The following is a 17,006-nucleotide window of genomic DNA, read 5'->3' as shown; positions in this document are numbered from 1 at the left end:
ATGAGCCTTGAAACGCTCGCCCGTGTGACCGACAATCCAACCGTCAGGCTGCCCGCCGTGGCCACCTGAACAAGCCCTGACCTCTCCGAGGGTCGGCGCTCCTACACCACGCCGCGGGGCACTATCATCCGCCTCTGCGCCGGAAAACCCGGCGCAGGGCGCTTTGAGGTTGTGACGCGTCACAACCCGGCCACGCTGGCAAGCGTCCGGCGGAAGCCTCTCGATGAAATCGCCCCAGCGGGTCCTGCGGAAGGCAGCCGGTCCGGCAGGACGCCCCCGGCGGGGTCTCGATGAAGTCGTCCCCCGGAAGGGCCGGGAAGTCCAGAAACAGCGGCGCGCGTTTTTGGTCGGGGTTTCCAAAGGGGATGAAATCTCCTTGGTCCAGCGGAAGGCGTGGGGTTTCAAAAGGGGATAAAAAGCCGTTAGGTTTTTTCTCCCCTTTGCCGGAAATCCATAAGGAGCGCCTCTTGGGCGTGAGTTATGGATAGTAGGTTATGATATGGCGAAGCCACCTCGGAATCATAAGTCCCCGGAGGGGAACCCAAAAGCCGCGTCCACGCGGCTTGAACTGAAGAATGTCAGGTCTTTGGCCGGGCAGCGCAAACACGATCTGCGTATTGGCAGACAACCCGATTATATAGACGAAATCCGGAAAAGTCTCAATCGGATTATAATGGAGCCGGATCCGCCCGGCGCGATGCGGACGATTTGTGAAGGTCGCCGGTCCCTGCGGGAAACGCGGCGAAAAATGAAAAAGGACGCCGCTGTGGCGGCCTGCGGCATTATCACGTTCGGGACGGAAGCGGCGGATTTATTCGAGGCGTTGACGCCGGAAGCGCAGGACGCCGCCTTTCTGGATCTGGCCGAATCCGTGGCGGAACGGCTGAACACCACGCTTCACGGCCTTGTCGTCCACATGGACGAAACGACGATTCATGCCCATTTTCAGCTTGCCGCTTATAATCGGGACGGGGTGCCGCTTTCGCAGGCCACGCGCCCCGCTGTCATGTCTGGCCTTCAGGACCTGACGGCGGAAGTCATGGCGCGTCACTGCGCTGGCATCGAACGCGGCCACAGATACGGGGACCGGATCGCCGCCGGGGCTGATTTCAAGGACACGCTTCATCGGACGGTGCGTGAACTTCACACGGACCTCCCGCGCGAGATAGCCGCGAAGCGTGCTGACCTCGCTGAAGCGTCAGCCCGTGCTGACGAGATGAGGGCCAGAGTCCAGAAACTCGAGAACAAGGCCGAGTTGACGGACAAGGAGACCAAACGTCTGGAAACATACCGTGCCAGGTTGGCCGAGCGTGTCGCGGTCGAGGAGGCCGCACAGGCCGAGGCCGAACGCCTGACCCGGATAGCGCTGGATGAGGCCGAACAGGCCCGGCGTGAACGGGATGCGGCCAAGACCGAGGAGGAGGCGTCCCGGATAAAGGCCGCCCGGATCACATCCGCGATTCAGGTGCTGGCTGATGAAATCAGGGATGAAACGATTGGCCGGGGCGAGTCTGGGAACGTCGAGGCTCACAACCCGGAGGGACTGCGGCAGGGCTTCCCAGACCTGAAACCGGCTGTCATCGCCACCGCTGACGCCATGACCGCCAAAAAGCGGTTAGAGGCCGCAGCACAGGCTGACCGGGACGCCGCCACCCGCGCACTGGCGGAGGCGGAGGTCGCAAGGCGTGAGGCATTCAACCTGCGTTCTGTGATGAAAAAGACCTTGGGCCTTCTGAAACTGACGCTTTCACGCGTAGGTCGGCACCTGACCGCCACGGAAAAGGCGGATGCTGCTGATGTGGTCGCAGAAGCGGAACGCCTGATCACGCCACCCAAAAAGCCGCGCGACGGTTCCGGGTCGGACTTCTCGATGTGAGGCGCTTCGTGGTGAGCGGGTCAGCCTTTCCACCAATATTATTTGAGGCGTCGGGGTGCTGGGAAATATCGAAGCCTGTCCGGCCCCCGACGAATTCCGAATATGACGCGCTATTCCTTATTTCAAGGAATAATCTCCCATCAACATTTTCTTTATCTTGATGGAGTTTCTTAAGTCGATTTGCGGATTTTAAGATCATAGGACGCCCGGACGGATTTAACCAACGGGAGAAGAAATCTATGAAAATCGAAGCCATTAAAAATAGGATGAACGCGCGCAAGCGCGGCGCGGACATGACGCAGGCGCTGCTTTATGCGGCTTTCGCCATCGTCGTGCTGATTTCAGTTCTGGCGATGTATCAGGTCGTGACGCTGAACAGCAACAAGACCACGGCGGCGCGCACCGTGTCCACGGCAGCCCAAGAGGCCCGGACTCTGTTTCGCAACTCCGTGAACTTTACCGGCCTTAACAATGAAATGCTTATTCAGGCCGGAGCGGTGCCGACCGACGCCATCAGCGGGAACGAAACCATCACTCTGCCTTATCAGGGCACGGTTGCTTTTGCGCCCACCGCCGCCGGTGCCGATGAGGGCAAGTTCCAAGCAACCGTAACATTGTCCCCCACACGCGGAGGTCGCGCACTTTGCACCTTCCTGTCTTCCGGTGCGGCCAGCGAGGTCATCACCGGACCGATGGGTGCTGAATACAAACTGGCCTCTACTCCGGCAAAGGCTTGCGATGCGACAACGGGCACGAACACTTTTGCCGTCATCTATGAACGTTAATCGCCTCCCGGTGATTATCCGAAAGGGGCCGCTCGTCGGCCCCTTTTTATTCACCCTGAGCGATTATTTTTCTCGCAATAACTGATACTTGGCGGCTTGCGAGTGGCGAGAAATCGGCGCCGCTCATATAGCAACTTTGAACCTCCCGCGTCGGCCCATTCCCGCACGGCGCTGGACTTGTCGGTGAAGGCGGGACTGGAGCAGCGAGGTGCCCAAACATGACGAAACAAGACAAAATCCCGGATCCGTTGGCGGGCATCGCACCGCTTGACATAGCCGCAGCGTTCGACGCCGCACCGCCCCCCATCGACATTGTGTTGCCCGGAATGATCGCCGGCACGGTCGGCAGTCTCGTCGCACAAGGCGGCGCGGGCAAGTCATGGCTGGCCTTGGAAATCGCGGTCGGGGTCGCGGGCGGGCCGGATCTCGCGGAAATCGGCATCCCCGCGCACGGGCGGGTCGTGTATCTGCCCGCAGAGGATCCACGTTCCGCCCTTGCGCACCGCTTCCACGCCTTGGCGGGGCACCTGGCCCCGGACGCCCGCCGCACCGTCTCGAACAACCTGACGGTGCTGCCGCTGATGGGGCATCAGGTCAACATCGGGGAGGCGGCATGGGCGGACGCGCTGGAGCGCGTCTGTGACTCGGCACGGTTGGCAATCGTGGACACGCTGCGCCGCTTTCACATCGAGGACGAGAACGCATCCGGGCCGATGGCCCAGCTTCTCGGCGTCATGGAGGGGATATGTGAGCGCACCGGCGCAAGCATCCTGTTCCTGCATCACACCGCGAAGGGCGCTGCGCTGAACGGCGCGGGCGGCGAACAGCAGGCCGCGCGCGGCTCGTCGGTGCTGGTGGACAACATCCGGGGCGGGCAATGGAACCTGCTTGGCATGACGGAGACGGAGGCGGAACGCCACAAGGTCGATGACCGCAAACGCTTCGTGCGGCTCGTCCAGGCCAAGGCGAATTTCGGCCCGCCCATCCCCGACAAATGGCTTGAACGGGGCGCCGGTGGCGTCCTGAAACCCGCTCTTACACTGGAGAATGCTGATGGCATCAGGAAAAACATCACCGCCAAAGTCGTCCCACATCCGTCGTCGCCGGACTGGCGGGGCACGGACCGTTGACCTCTCACACGCTCGTATGGATCGCGCGCACGCGCTGGTTCCGGGCCTGTTCCGATCTCTCGGGCCGGGGGATCGTAAGCGGCTGAAACTGCATATAACCTATGACTACGGGCATGGGGAAAAGCTGGAGTTCTGCGGCTTCGAACCTCTCGGCGTGCTTGACATGCGCGTTTTTCAGGGCCTCGTCGCGCTGGCGGGGCCGGATGGGTGGATTTTGGAAGATTCACAAAAGGCGAGTGAGATCGGTCAAACCCTCCTGACCCGGCTTTATGAACCCGCCGATGAAGAAATCCGTAACGCCATAGTGAAGCCACGTTCGGTTGAGGTTCAGGATAGTCTGCGGCGCTTGGCGCGTGAAATCGGCATAGATGAAGGGGGGAATGCCATACGCCTTATTCGCAAAAGCATTGAACGACTTTTTGCAGTGACCATTTTTGTTGAATCGGGCGGGAAGCGCATTGGTTCCCGCCTGCTGTCCGCATATTTAAGTGATGATGATACTGGAGGGCTGCGGGTGGCATTCAATCCGCGCCTTGCACAGGCTATTATAGGCGGCGGCGCTCATGCCCGTATCGACATGATGGAAGCGCGTGCCCTTGAAACGGATCCCGCACGCTTGATTCATCAGCGGATCTCTGCCTTTATAGATCCCGGAAAATCATGCAAGGTTTCTGCGGAAACGTTGGCAGGATATGTATGGCCGGACGCAGCGGAAACAACGCGCGCCGCCCGAAGCCGTATCACGAAGGTGCGGAAAGTTGTGGATGAACTCCGTTCAGCGACCGGGTGGAATATTACTGAAATCAAGCCTGACCAATGGCGCTTTGTCCGCCCAAGGCTGATAGAGTATAATGTTTGATAGGGTGCGTTCTATTGGTGTCAGCGGGTGCGGATTATTGGTGTCAAAGGTGCGGACTATTGATGTCATAAGTGCGGACTATTGGTGTCAGTTTTCCTGACAGATATACGCTTCAAGATACTGAATAGTTTTATGAAAACGCCTTTCTAAGGTTTTTCGATCAAGATCTCTCTAAGACTTTTCAAGAGTCTTAGAGAGATCTTGAATATAATAGAAGGGGGCCCGCCCCCTTCAAAACCCCATCGCGCCAGAGGCGCGCGCTCTAAAAAACAAGAATGGGCAAGTTCAAAATACCCGAGGCAACGCCTCGACAGCAGCGCGCAGCGTTGCCACGGGTGCCCGTCCGCCATAGCGGTCATCCTCAATGTCCCCGACCAAGTGCCCGAACAGTTCGGCCCTGACATGCTTCTCAACATCCGATTCCGCACGCAGTCCCTGAACGGCATAATGCCGGAAGGAATGGAACGACTTCTTTTCCTGCGGGCCGATCTGGTCGTGCTGAATATTCCGCCACAGGTAAGCCGTCGAGTCGCCGATCTGTGACTTGGCACTTTTCCGGTTCAAGTCATGGAACAGGTGCGGACGGTTCCGCTCCCGCTGGTCGCGGACGTAATCCAGAAAACCAAGGTCGATCAGGTGCGAATGGATGGGGATTCGCCGCTCGGATTGAGCGTTCTTGATGCCGCGCCGCGTGTTGGGGCGGATACGAAAGACGGGGATTCCGTCCTCATCCTCAACGTCCGCAGTCTCGAGGCCGCAGATTTCTTCCCGGCGCGCGCCGGTATAGGCGGCGATCAGCGGCACCCAATACAGCCAGTCCTTCACTACAACGCTGCCGGGCTGACGGCGGCGTTTCGCGCTCTTGGCTCCAGACCAGACCGGGGCCGCAAAAATCCGCTTCACGTCTTCGGGCGTGAACGGGTCGCGGTCGTCCTTGGCGTTCTTCTTCTCGAAACGCCGCAATGATGACGGGTTTATGTCCGGATTAACCCGGATACCCTGCGATTTGGCGAACTCCAGAATCTTGCCGATCTGAATCAGGTTCCGGTTGATCGTCGCGGAGGAAAGTCCGCACTTGACGCCGGAGGCTTCCGCCCCTGCGATGATCTCGGCAATCGGCTTATCCCGCTCGGCGGCGGAACGTCGATAGACCGGCGGCAAGCGATCCATCCCATCCACAAAAACCGCAATGTGGTGCTGCCGGATGGCGCGCACATCCGCCACGCCGGTCAGTTCCACGAACAAAGCCGCGATGCCCGCGCACTGCTCAATCGTCTTGTCGGACGCGCGCCCCGTGCGCTTGTCCATCTTGCCGAGACGAGTCACGATTTCCTGCATCATGTGCGGCCCCGGACCGGAGGCCTCTGTGCGCGGCTGTGGCGGCGTGTCAGGGTGCTGGGCGGGGGTGATGGCAGGCACAACCGAGGAGGCCGATGAAACGGGGGGACGTATCGGCGTTTGAGCCGCATCGGCGGCGTCCGGTATGTTCGGTGCGGCGTCAGGTGGCAATGGGGCTGAATCGACGGGACGTGCGGACGGTTCAGCGGCGTTGGTGGTATCCGGGGAAGGTTGCCCCGTTTTCTTGCTCGGTTCCGGCTCGTCGTCGGGACCATCAGCGGCCAAGTTGAAGAAGAAATAGAAGGCGCGTCCTCCCGGTCGTGAATGCTCTGGATCTCCGCCTGCGGCCTCATAGTCCAAGGCAAGCCGCTCGTTCTGAACGGCTCGGTGAATCTCCTGCTTCGCATCGTGCAAGGTGATCCGGCCTGCGTCAAGCAGGCCCCATCCCACGGACGCGGCGGCGGTTGCCGCTGCTGCGAGGCGGCGGGCATGAGTCGCATCGGTGGTTGAGAGGGGAATCTGAATAGCACTTCCGCGCCAGACGCGCCGCCACGCATAAAACGCGCGCCGCCGGATCACATGGTTCGCAATCGCCACATCAAGGCCCTTCTATGAAGGGTCAGCGTGTCGGGCGCGAGGTCCACAAATGGACGCGGGGTCCATATGCTGCCAAATGGCCTTCAAGATCTTGATTTAGAAGGATTTGGCTCCGGCGGTAGGGGCCGGAATGAACGCGTAGCTAACGCATTGATTTGTCGCCGGATAAAGCCCTCTGGCGAAATCGGCTCAAAGGCCTGTTCACCATCAACATGCAGCACCTGTCCCGAGCTTTCAAGGCCTGCCTTCGCCATGCCACCTTGCATTGTGCTGCAGCGCGCCATGATCGGGCCTGCAGCTATTCAGGATCGGAAGCCAGCAAGGCCCTGACCGTCTCGGCCCGGGTCATGGCATCTTGCGAGATCGGGTCCATCACGGACGCCGGAACCTGATCCCGCACGGCCTCGCGTGCCCTCGCGAGGGCCGGGCCAAGGCGATCCGCCAGCTCGGCCAGCAGAACCAGCGCGCGCCCTTTCGGCAGGCCACTGGCCCGTGCCTCGTTCTCGAAATGGCGCGGGACGATGTCGTCGATGCCGTAGTGGCCATCGACGGACATTGCCATGCGGTAGCGCTTGCGTTGCAGCCGTCCCGCCTGCACCACAGGGGCGATGCTCAGGACATCATAAAGCGGTGCCAGCCGGAAACGGCCCCGGCGACCAAGATGCAGGCTGAAGTTCTTGGCATGACCGTCGGAGGCTCCGATCAGATAAAAGAACATCTGCGCGCAAAGAAACGCCTCCCGGTCAAGGATCGGCTCATCGGATTCGCGCAGCAGTTCCATGATCTGCCGAATGCCAGGGCCGCCAGAGCGCTGATACTTCTGCGCCGAGGGATAGCCGAGGGCCTGACAAAGATCCTCTTGCGGGAGCCGCGTCAAAACCGCGCCATTCCAGCGCCGGTCAAAGCGTTCGACCGCCAGAGCGGTGACGTCGGGCAAGGTGATGCGCTGGACCGAGGCCGCCTGCAGCCCAATCTCTCGTGCCAAGGTCATGCAGAACAGTTCGTTTTCGACGCTGTCGCTGAGGTCGATCTGGTCCGGCCCCGGCAAAACCCCCATCGGGGTCTTGAAGATGTGGCTTGTGGGCGTGATGCCGCGCGGCTTGGCCCAGTTGCCGCCGATCCTGAGATATGCCGTCTTTTCCTGCGCGCCCGCGATCGAGATCCTGAAATCGTCATCCGGCCCTTGGGCCAGAGGGGCCATGGCCAGTCCACGCAGATCGGCCGCCATCTCGTCCTCGGTCATCACGCGATAGGCGATGTCCTGTGCCTCGGGCGCGGCACCCTGCGGCAAAAACTGCAGCGCACCGACGCAGTCGCGGCCCAGCACCGAGAGCAGCGAGAACACGTCCTTGTCTGGCGCAGCGACCCGTTCGGCGATTTTTGCGCGCAATTCCCCCTCGGCATCCGGCAAGAGATTGTCGAAGGCGGCAAGAACAAGGTCACCGCGTTGCGCGCCCTGCACCAAAGGCAAGATGCTGGCGACCGGAAAGGCCTCTTCGTTCGACAGCCAGGTTGGTGCATAGCTGAAGCCGATCCCGCCGTCCGCAGCCTTGACCAAGGTGCCGACAAGGTCGTGTCCATACCAGACGCCGGTCTTGTTCTGCCTTGCGCCTGGTCGGGCGCGCTGTCTACGTGCCATGCCCAGGCGTATCCATGTGGGTTGCACGGTTGGTCAGGCACAACTCGCCGCCTAGAGGTTCGAGCAACCGAAGGTAGACGTCAAGGCTGACCGAGACGACACCGGTTTCGATATCCGAAATCGTCGATTGCGCCGTTCCCGTTGCCGCGGCGAGCTGCTTCTGGGTGAGGTTGCAGGCCCTGCGGCGCGCGCGCAGAGCAGCGCCTGCCTGCCGCAGGCTGCGGATGCTGATTGGAGGAAGCGTGTTCATGCACAGATATATAGTCCATGGGCGTTAGAGGGGGAATATATTTCCTGGACTATTTTCTAGTGATATAGCTTTCTGACTATGGAAATGAAAGATGCAACTTTGTCGATCTCGAACCGGGGGATGGCTGCTGGCTTATGCGCGCACGTCTAGGCTCAGGAATTCGGTAACGGGGTCGTCCCAGTCAAGCGGTTTTGGCATACGAGATGTGCCGCCGGAGCGCGGTCTTGTTCTTTGAGCAAGTGATCTGCTTTCCTGTTCGGCAGTCTTCGCCTGAGACCGACCCGGGTGCATGCTTCGGTCCGTGATCAGCGCTGTGGCCGCCAACATGATGCTGGTTCAATGCAATTCCGATGTGCCCGTCTCATTGGCGTGCTCGATACGATCGGCATCAGTCCTGAGCACGGCATCACCGGAACCGCGTCCCGCGGGGACCTCAAAGGCCTCCATCATCTCGCTGACCAGCGCCACAACGGTGGTAAAGCCAACGGACAGGCCCTTCTGACAGGCAGCCAGCCCGATGCCGAGGGCGACATGGGTTGCCGGTGCCGGACGGGCCGAGGGCAATGACATTCTCGCGCCGTTCGATCCATTCGCACCGGGCCAGTTCCAGCACCTGCATCTTGTTCAGCTTCGGAATAGCCGCAAAGTCGAAGCTGTCGAGGCTTTTGACGGTCGGGCACTTCGCAGCCTTGATGCGACGGCCTTTTACGACTTCCCCGCCGAGCACTGGGAGCATCTGCGCACCTCGAACCCGATCGAAAGCGTCTTCGCCACCGTCCGACACCGAACCGTCCGCACCAAGGGCGCACTGTCGCAGAAGACCGCGAAGCTGATGGTCTTCACCCTGGTTCGGGCCGCATCGAAGAAGTCGCGCAAGCTCAACGGCACAAACCAGTTGCCACGCGTCATCGAAGGCGTCAGATTCACCAATGGCGTCGTCGCTGACGATGCCAACTGCTACGGGCGGACCGGAAGTTCCGTCCGTCTCGCACGGTAAGCCTGGGAATCCTATCGGCCTTGCAGATCTCCTCTCAGAATCCGCAGCGCTCAAGGAAAGCCAGCCGGGCCGCGCCGGTGCCCTTCATTCCCGAGGCGAACAGCGGATCATTCACGGCGGTGTCCTGAAGCCACAGCTTTTCGCCATTGCCAAAGGAGTCCCAGCTGATCGCATCGACGGGGATCGAGGCCGCGACCGAGCCTTGTTCGTCGAAGGCGGTGAAAGCGTCTTGGGTGAAGCTGCCGTCCGGCATCCCGATCCACAGCACCAGATTGCCAGAGATCGAAATCTCGCGCAGCGGCGCCGACAGGTCCGTGCCCGCCGAAATGTCGCTGAGCGACAGATCAAGGGTGCCGCGTCCCCGCGAACAGCTGAGCGTCAGCCGCTTGCCGCCCTCGACCTGCGAGGTCGAGGCGCTGTCTGGCTGCTTTCGCAGATCCCAGGCGAACGAAGGCGCGGCAGTGGCACAGAGGATCATGGCCGCCAAGGTGGCAGCAAGCCATCGGGCGGTAATGGGCATGGGCGGATCTCCTTTCGGTTGGGGTTCGCAGTGCCGGTCAGTCACAGCTTCAGCGGCGCGGCTTCGACGGGGGGGGCCGGGATGGCGTCCAGCGTGCCGGCCAGCTTGCGGTCCAGCAGCCAGATCTGCATCATCCGCCGGTCATCAACTTGGGTCACGAAGGCGCCCACCACCAGCCCGCAGCGTTCGGGATCCAGCTGGCCGGGACGGTCGGTGACCATCTCGGGCCAGCCAGCACCGACCCAGTAATCGGGACTGCCGAAATGGCTGCCGACAGGCTGGCCAAGATCGCCGTCGGGGATCAGTCTGGGCGCGCCCTCACGTCCGCCACGTCCGCCAGCGATCAGCGACCGCCCGCCGACGCAGACGCCCCATCCGTCCTCGCCCTTGGGCAGCGTGCTCCACTGCCAGCGGCCCTCCTGAAACTCCTCAATATTCTCGCCGTATTTCTGCGTCAGGCTGAGCTTGATCGACTCGAGACCCGGCTCACTGGCGGGCAGCATGATCCGGCGCATGATCGCGACGACGGGCTGGCCTTCGGCGCGTGGGGCATAGATCGCGGCCAGCGCCTCGCCGGTTTCCATATTCAGGAAGCCGCGCGCATGGCCGAACATGCCCTTGCCGGGAACCTCCTCGACAAAGCGCACGGCTTGGCCCAGATGCGCGATGGCGCCGGTCTCGAATTCGGCCAGGGTCATGCCGGTAGTCAGGCCCAGGATGTCGCGTGTGGCCAGGTCGCCGGGCCCGGCCCAGTCTGGCGAGGTCAGCGCCAGCGCCTGTGCCATGTCACGGCCAGTGTGGCCGCGCCAGCCGGTGATCGCCTCCACCGGGCCGGCGGCAACCAGCACGCCGCGCAGCTTATCGGGCGCGCCTTGGGGCTTTTCCAGCCGCAGCACGTCCCGGCGCAGCGTCACCGCCGTTGCCGACAGACCGTCATCGCCATGCGCCAGAACCGGCATGGCCGCCGTGCCGACCAGGGCGGCGACGCGGCCCGCATCCACCGGCACCTGCGATTGCAGCGGCGCGACCGGCGAGCGTCCGTGATAGCGGCAGCTCTGCGTCTGGCTATTCGGATCGTGGACCCACAGCCGGTCAGGGCCGGGGCGGTGGGTCTCGGCTGTCCCGAGGTGTTCGGTCGCGGCCATTGCGGTCATGTCGCCCAGCAGCGAGGCCGCGTTCTTCAGCACGAACGACGGGTGTGTTCCGATAGCCGGGGCATTGACCTCGGTAAAGCCGAGGCATTGCGGCTCGCCCATCGGCACTGGGCCGCGTGGCATCAGCAGCCGGTCCGGCAGGGCGGCGACGCGGGCCATGGTCCAGTCGCGGAAGGCCGGCATCAGCGCCGTCATCTGCGCGGGATCCGGGGTCTGCATCGGATCGGCGAAGAAGCTGCCCCAAGCCAGATCGCCGCGAACTGGATCCGGTTCGACCCTGAACCACCGCTCGCGCATCAGCCGTTCGATCAGCATCCGGCGCCAGTCGGTGTCGTCATAGATCGCGGGATCCAGCGACAGGGCCAGCAGATCCAGCCCCTCCTGGTCCAGCAGCAGGGCTCGGGGTGCGGTGATCTGGGTCGGCGCGGCGGGGGTGAGCGTTTCGGCAGGCGTGACCGGCGCGCCGATCTGCAGCAGGATTGGATCGGGCAACCCGTCCGCGCCTACCGGACCCAGCAGGATCGTATCGGGCGCGGCGAATTGTAGGGCGCCATTGCCCGTATTGTAATCATAGGCGACCGCGGCCGGGCGCACCTGCATCAGGAGGGCAAGGCGGCTGTCCACGCCGCGGAAGGTGTCGATGGCAGCGGCTTGTTCCGGCGTCGCGGACAGCAGGCGAAAGACGTTCTGGTCCATGAAGCCGATTTCCGGCGGTGCCATGCCGGTGTCGCCGCCGCCCGGCGGCGGGGCGCGAAGGTCCACGCGCTTGATCGGGAAACCGCCGGTTTGCGGCTCGTAATCCATCAGCTCGACAGTTGCCCCCAGCCAATAACTGCCGCGTGCCTCGGCCACCACCGCGTCCTTGAGCGCGGCAGCCTGAACCTCGACAGCCCCGCCCGCCCCCTGTTTTGACAGTATCTTCTGCAGCATCGCGCTTGCATATTCGTCGCGCGGATCGGCCAGCGCAAAGGCGCCCCACAGGCTGCGGGCGGTGGTCTGGGCCAGATCGGTGGGCGGTGCGATAGGGGCGGTGGCGGCGGCGACCGGGCGCTCCACCGGCGAAGGGAAGGGCAGGTCCATCAGCTTGTCGGTCAAGCCGGGATCAAGATACAGCGCGGCGCTTTCGATATGGCTGCGCAGGCCGACGGTCTCCAGCTCGGCCGCCGTGATCGGACCCGCGCCGGGGGCGCGGCTGGTCACATCGTCCAGACTGTAATCCACGGCAATGAAGAGTTCGCGCCCTTTCGCGCCAGCCGGATTGGCGGCGGTGATCCGGTCCAGCAAGGCCTGCGCTTCGGCGGGGGACATCTTGAAGGGCGCGTCCAAGGCGAAATCGGGTCCGGCCTCGGCCAGAGGCAGGTCCTGATAGATACTGCCGTCCAGTTGCGCCGGGAACGCGCCGCTGTCGAAGTTGTATTCGCCCAGATACATGGTGCTGACCCGGCGCATCGGCAGCGGCAGGTCGGGCGCGCGCGCGATCACCCTATCACGCACGGGCACGGCGGCCTTGGTCATGGCGGCATGCAGCGCCAACTCGCTGATCTTGTCATAGGGTTTGCGCAGGGCGATTTCCTGCGGCAGGATGTCCAGTCTTTCGCGTTCGGTCAGGAACTGCATCGACAGGGCATCGGCCAAGGCAACGTCCGGTGCGCGGTCCGGCGCGATTTCGACCAGCCCGCGCAGGGCAAGGGCGGTCTTCAGCGCCTCGCCCCCACCTCTGACGCTGCCGGTCGCGCTGTATTCGTTCAGATGGCCGCTGCCAAGCCGCGACACATAGCGCCCGCCGTTGACCCCGCCGCCGTAGGTCTGCGCGATCCCGGCGACATCGCCGACCCCACCAACCTGCTGAGCGTCCGGGGCCTCGCCCGTCCAGACATGCAGCACCTCGTCGGGCAGGACGGGATCGGTTTTCCGTTTTGGCAGAGGTGGGCGACGGATCAGCGTCACGCGCTCAACCCGCGCCTCGATGCTGTTGTTGCGCAGGCCCTGACCGTCCGGATCGGGGGTGAAGCTCGCTTTGCCGAGCGCGAGGTCGATCTGCACCAGCAGGCTCGCGCGCTTGTTCTGGCGTGGGAGGACCCAGTTTTCCAGCCCCGCCGGCGTGGGCATGTAGAAAGGTTTAGCAAAGCGAAAGGTCCAGATCGGCGTTGCGGTCCTGGTGCCGCGCTGATGGGTCTGCAATTCGGTGATCGCCGTGACACCTTCGATGTCTGTGAACGTGGTGATGAGGCTGGCGGGCTTGCCGTCCCAGGGCGGCGCGATGTCCACGTCGCGCTCCAGCCGGACAAAGGCGGGTTGCGCCATGCCGGGGGCCGGCAGCGCGGCCCCGATCGCCTGGCGCTGCAGGTTGGGGTCATTGATCTTGTTCTGCCGCAGTTCCGGGGCAAGCCCGGCCCAGACCAGACGGGTGACGATGGTTGGCGCCGTGTCGAGCAGTGTCGGGTTGTTGGCGGCCACCCAGATCAGCATGGCGTTATTCAGAGCGTGGTCGCCGATCACGGCGCCTTCGGGCAGGACACTTTGGGGCATGACTGCCCTACCCGCCGCTGCCCGCGGCACCTTGGCTGCTGCCGGGGCCTGCGCCTGCACCGGCGGCATCCCAGCAGGGGCAGGCTGCCGCTGCCAGGGTGGGGTCTCGGCGGTGGCGGTTGCAGGCTGCTGGCCGGGTGCTGCCCCTGCGGCGGCGGGCTGTCGTTGCCAGGGTGGCGTGTCGGACAGCCCGGCGGGTTCCTGCGGCGCGGGCGTCTCGGCGTCGGCGCTGGCGGTGGCGGGCAGGACCGGCGCGCTCCGGATCAAAGCCCGGGCCTGCTGGTCCAGCAGATAGCCGGTTGCCGATGCCCCCATCGCCGCTTGCCATCTGGCGATGGCCTGACGGCTGCCAGCGCCAAGCGCACCGTCGATCGTGCCGGCGTAATACCCGCCAGCCATCAGCGCCCGCTGCACGGCCATCCGTTCCTCGGCGCTCATCTGCGGCTGCTGCGGGGCGGGCGCCGCCGGTTTTGTAGCCCGCCGCACCTGTTGGGGCTGGCCCTGCTGCTGGGGCTGGCGCGGCTGGGCATTCTGCTGGCGCATCTGCTCCTTGACGACCTCGTTCGCGATGGTTCCGATCAGCCGGCCGAGATCATCAGCCTGCGCGGTCCCGGCGTAACCGGCCAAAGTTCCCAGACAACAGCAGATCATGCGGATACGCCAAACCATGTCACTCTCCACGGTAAATACAGTACGCAATCGAGATGATGCCAAAGCAACCCGGCTTCTCAAAGGCAAAAACTGCCTGTTTTGAAACGTTCATATCTCATGCCGACCTTCCCGGGCAGGACATGGCCGGTGATCATCAAGCGCCCTCAAGGGCGGATGACACGATCCGCACTAATCCTATCCTGTTCTTCCGTGGGCAGGCTGGTCCAGACCGACTGGTAAAGCGACAAGCCCCGTGGTGCGCCACCCCCGACATAGGTTGTCGCGATCAGTCCCGTTAACTCGGAAATCCGGCTGCCGTGCGCCGAGAACAGGGCGTGGGCGAACGCAAGCGCATCCTGTCCCGTTCCCTCCAGCCGCCCGCCGTTCAGATCAAGGACCACAAGTTGATCAAAGGACACAAGCTGACGCGGCCGCAGCACGATGGCTGCCCCCTCGCGCACAAGCGTGTGGACGGCGGCAAGGCGCTGGACGACCTCGCGATTGATAAGGGATGATCATGGCTGACGGTCATTACAGCACAGCGTCGGGCAGGATTGCACAAGCAATCTTTGTCGTGCTCGGTATACTGGGATGTCTAGCCGTCGTTGTAGGCTTTGGCGGCTGGATTAAGCTCATGTCCGAAGGTGACCCAACTGATAAAGCGTCAGTTGGGTTGGTCTTTGCTGTTTTTGGAATGATCTTAGACTGGAAGCAGATTGTCTGCTCTCAAACCGGGGGAGTGTCAGGAACTCTGTGTATCTGAGCGGGCCCATGCGGTTTTCAGATACGTTCAGGCGTCGAAGCGCCCGGCGAACATTATGGCCAGCTGATTGCGGGCCGCAACCCACTCCCGGACGGCGCGGCCGCCCTTCTCGAAGTTGCGGATGGCCAGGAAGATCAGCTTCGTGGCAGCTTCCTCGGTCGGGAAGGAGCCCTTGGTCTTCAGCGTTTTCCGCAGCACCCGGTTCAGCGATTCCACTGCGTTGGTCGTATAGATGATCTTCCGGATCGCCGCGCTGAAGGCATAGAACGGCGTGACCTCGGCCCATACCCGGCGCCAGGCCGGGGCGATGGACGGGTATTTCCCGGCCCACTTTTCCTCGAATACCTCCAACTGGCGGGCGGCCTCCTCGGCGGTCGGGGCCTCGTAGATCGGGCGCAGATCGGCGGCCACTGCCTTGCGGTCCTTCCAGCTGCAGAAGTTCATCGAATGCCGGATCAGATGGACGATACAGGTCTGGACCATGGTCTCGGGGAAGGCCGTGGTGATAGCCTCCGGGAAGCCCTTCAGCCCGTCAACAACGGCGATCAGGATGTCCTGAACGCCCCGGTTGCGCAGTTCATTCATCACCGACAGCCAGAACTTGGCCCCCTCGTTGTCGGCGATCCACAGGCCCAGAACCTCCCGCTCCCCCTCGCGGGTGACGCCGAGGGCGATGTAAACGGCCTTGTTCTTGACCATCCGGCTGTCGGCATCGCGGATCTTAACCCGCAGCGCGTCGAAAATGACGATCGGATACATCCGGTCCAGTGCCCGGTGCTGCCATTCCCGGACCTCCCCCAGCACGGCATCGGTGACACGGCTGATCAGGTCGGGCGAGACCCTCAGGCCATAAAGCTCTTCCAGATGGGCCTGGATGTCGCGCACCGACAGCCCGGCGGCATAGAGCCCGATGATCTTGTCATCCACCCCGTCGATCCGGGTCTGGCCTTTCTTCACCAGCTCCGGCTCGAAACTGCCGTCCCGGTCACGCGGAACCAAAAGCGGCACCTCGCCGTCCGAACCCTTCACGCGCTTCGCCGCAACCCCGTTCCGGCGGTTGGCGGCGGTGCATTTCTGGCCGGTGCCGCCAAAGGCCGAGTTGCAGGCATGGGCGACCGCCAGGTCCAGATCGGCGTCGTCCATGATGACCATCGGGTTCTTCGAGCCCATCTCCATCTGCAACTTCGTCATGTTGACGATGGCCGAGGCGGCGATGGCGCGCCCGACCGGCACCGAGCCGGTAAAGGTGATCGCGTCCAGTGCCGGGCTTTCGATCAGCCTTTGCCCGATGTCGCGCCCGGCACCGGGCACCAGATTGAAAAGGCCGACCGGGATGTCCTGGCGGGCGATGATCTCGGTCAGGGCAACGGCGCTGGCTGAGGTCAGATTGGCAGGCTTCCAGAGCACCGCATTGCCATAGGCCAGGGCCGGCGCAATCTTCCAGGCCGGGGTCGCGATCGGGAAATTCCACGGGCTGATGACGGCGACGATGCCCACCGGGTCGCGCCGGACCTCGATGCCGATGCCGGGCCGCACGCTTTCCACGCGCTCGCCAGCCAGGCGCAGGGCCTCGGCCGCGAACCAGGTAAAGAACTGGCCGGCGCGATAGACCTCGCCGCGCCCCTCGGCCAGCGGCTTGCCTTCCTCGCGCGAGATGATGCGGCCGATCTCGTCGGCGCGGACCATCAGCTCGGTGCCGATTGCCATCAACACGTCATGGCGCTTTTGGATCCCGGCGGCCCACCATAACGGTTGGGCCTTGCGCGCGGCGGCGATGGCTTGATCCACCTGTGCCACCGTGGCTTGCGCGTAATGGCCGATCACATCGGCCAGATCCGAAGGATTGCGGTTTTCGATCTCTGTCTCGCCGCGCTGCCATTGGCCCGCGACATAGAGCCCGGTTTGCTGTTCCATCTGT

The 17,006-nt window shown here is 63.1% G+C and carries 12 protein-coding genes and 2 pseudogenes; 7 read left to right on the top strand and 7 right to left on the bottom strand.

The window, feature by feature from the left end; genetic code table 11:
* The first annotated feature begins 499 nt into the window (after positions 1-499).
* The 4 genes from GL284_RS18125 (at position 500) to repC (ending at position 4,650) form a co-directional block, all read left to right on the top strand.
* Positions 500-1,876 (top strand): plasmid recombination protein, encoded by a 1,377-nt coding sequence (locus tag GL284_RS18125; RefSeq protein WP_155045928.1) that lies wholly within the window; start codon positions 500-502, stop codon positions 1,874-1,876.
* A 239-nt stretch (positions 1,877-2,115) separates the two neighbouring features.
* Positions 2,116-2,661 (top strand): type 4 pilus major pilin, encoded by a 546-nt coding sequence (locus tag GL284_RS18120; protein ID WP_155045927.1) that lies wholly within the window; start codon positions 2,116-2,118, stop codon positions 2,659-2,661.
* 218 nt (positions 2,662-2,879) lie between these two features.
* On the top strand, positions 2,880-3,791 hold the full coding sequence (locus GL284_RS18115) for a helicase RepA family protein (RefSeq protein ID WP_155045926.1): 912 nt from the start codon (positions 2,880-2,882) through the stop codon (positions 3,789-3,791).
* Positions 3,792-3,807: 16 nt separating this feature from the next.
* Positions 3,808-4,650 carry a replication protein C, IncQ-type gene (gene repC, locus GL284_RS18110; RefSeq protein ID WP_230383165.1) on the top strand — a complete coding sequence of 281 codons (843 nt, stop codon included), beginning with the start codon at positions 3,808-3,810 and terminating at the stop codon, positions 4,648-4,650.
* Between the two features lie 285 nt (positions 4,651-4,935).
* Here the strand turns inward: repC and GL284_RS18105 are convergent, their stop codons facing one another.
* The 4 genes and pseudogenes from GL284_RS18105 to GL284_RS18090 form a co-directional block, all read right to left on the bottom strand.
* Positions 4,936-6,585 (bottom strand): site-specific integrase, encoded by a 1,650-nt coding sequence (locus tag GL284_RS18105; RefSeq protein WP_155045924.1) that lies wholly within the window; start codon positions 6,583-6,585, stop codon positions 4,936-4,938.
* Between the two features lie 298 nt (positions 6,586-6,883).
* A complete protein-coding gene (locus tag GL284_RS18100; protein WP_155045923.1) occupies positions 6,884-8,224 on the bottom strand; it encodes a HipA domain-containing protein in 1,341 nt (446 codons plus the stop codon).
* Positions 8,214-8,474, bottom strand: coding sequence for a helix-turn-helix domain-containing protein (locus tag GL284_RS18095; protein WP_150350644.1), 261 nt, complete (start codon positions 8,472-8,474; stop codon positions 8,214-8,216). Before GL284_RS18095 ends, GL284_RS18100 begins: the two co-directional genes overlap by 11 nt.
* Positions 8,475-8,912: 438 nt before the next feature.
* Positions 8,913-9,174 (bottom strand): annotated as a pseudogene (locus GL284_RS18090) (ATP-binding protein); the annotation flags it as partial.
* Between GL284_RS18090 and GL284_RS18085 the strand changes: the two are divergent.
* Positions 9,175-9,471: pseudogene (locus GL284_RS18085) on the top strand (hypothetical protein); the annotation flags it as partial.
* A gap of 34 nt (positions 9,472-9,505) precedes the next feature.
* On the opposite strand, the gene GL284_RS18080 reads toward GL284_RS18085, so the two are convergent.
* Positions 9,506-9,991 carry a hypothetical protein gene (locus GL284_RS18080; RefSeq protein WP_150350645.1) on the bottom strand — a complete coding sequence of 162 codons (486 nt, stop codon included), beginning with the start codon at positions 9,989-9,991 and terminating at the stop codon, positions 9,506-9,508.
* Positions 9,992-10,032: 41 nt separating this feature from the next.
* Positions 10,033-14,343 (bottom strand): peptidoglycan-binding domain-containing protein, encoded by a 4,311-nt coding sequence (locus GL284_RS18075; protein WP_150350646.1) that lies wholly within the window; start codon positions 14,341-14,343, stop codon positions 10,033-10,035.
* 317 nt (positions 14,344-14,660) lie between these two features.
* Between GL284_RS18075 and GL284_RS18070 the strand changes: the two genes are divergently transcribed.
* Entirely contained in the window at positions 14,661-14,840 is a 180-nt protein-coding gene (locus GL284_RS18070) for a hypothetical protein (RefSeq protein WP_150350647.1), read from the top strand.
* Between the two features lie 2 nt (positions 14,841-14,842).
* A complete protein-coding gene (locus GL284_RS18065) occupies positions 14,843-15,088 on the top strand; it encodes a hypothetical protein (protein WP_150350648.1) in 246 nt (81 codons plus the stop codon).
* A 27-nt stretch (positions 15,089-15,115) separates the two neighbouring features.
* Here the strand turns inward: GL284_RS18065 and GL284_RS21615 are convergent, their stop codons facing one another.
* Complete coding sequence (locus GL284_RS21615) at positions 15,116-17,002, bottom strand: IS256 family transposase (RefSeq protein WP_150350649.1); 1,887 nt, start codon at positions 17,000-17,002, stop codon at positions 15,116-15,118.
* Positions 17,003-17,006 lie beyond the last annotated feature (4 nt).

It is taken from the genome of Paracoccus shanxieyensis, assembly GCF_009711265.1.
Classification (GTDB): Bacteria; Pseudomonadota; Alphaproteobacteria; order Rhodobacterales; family Rhodobacteraceae; genus Paracoccus; species Paracoccus shanxieyensis.
The sequence above is the reverse complement of the archived record's forward strand: the minus strand, read 5'-3'. Positions and strand labels throughout refer to the sequence as shown.

What these genes read in the sequence shown, in the direction of transcription:
- GL284_RS18115 (WP_155045926.1), top strand. Translation starts at nt 2,880, where the DNA reads ATGACGAAACAAGACAAAATCCCGGATCCGTTGGCGGGCATCGCACCG.
- GL284_RS18080 (WP_150350645.1), bottom strand. Translation starts at nt 9,991, where the DNA reads ATGCCCATTACCGCCCGATGGCTTGCTGCCACCTTGGCGGCCATGATC.
- GL284_RS18075 (WP_150350646.1), bottom strand. Translation starts at nt 14,343, where the DNA reads ATGGTTTGGCGTATCCGCATGATCTGCTGTTGTCTGGGAACTTTGGCC.
- GL284_RS18120 (WP_155045927.1), top strand. Translation starts at nt 2,116, where the DNA reads ATGAAAATCGAAGCCATTAAAAATAGGATGAACGCGCGCAAGCGCGGC.
- GL284_RS18125 (WP_155045928.1), top strand. Translation starts at nt 500, where the DNA reads ATGGCGAAGCCACCTCGGAATCATAAGTCCCCGGAGGGGAACCCAAAA.
- GL284_RS21615 (WP_150350649.1), bottom strand. Translation starts at nt 17,002, where the DNA reads ATGGAACAGCAAACCGGGCTCTATGTCGCGGGCCAATGGCAGCGCGGC.
- GL284_RS18100 (WP_155045923.1), bottom strand. Translation starts at nt 8,224, where the DNA reads ATGGCACGTAGACAGCGCGCCCGACCAGGCGCAAGGCAGAACAAGACC.
- repC (WP_230383165.1), top strand. Translation starts at nt 3,808, where the DNA reads ATGGATCGCGCGCACGCGCTGGTTCCGGGCCTGTTCCGATCTCTCGGG.
- GL284_RS18065 (WP_150350648.1), top strand. Translation starts at nt 14,843, where the DNA reads ATGGCTGACGGTCATTACAGCACAGCGTCGGGCAGGATTGCACAAGCA.
- GL284_RS18095 (WP_150350644.1), bottom strand. Translation starts at nt 8,474, where the DNA reads ATGAACACGCTTCCTCCAATCAGCATCCGCAGCCTGCGGCAGGCAGGC.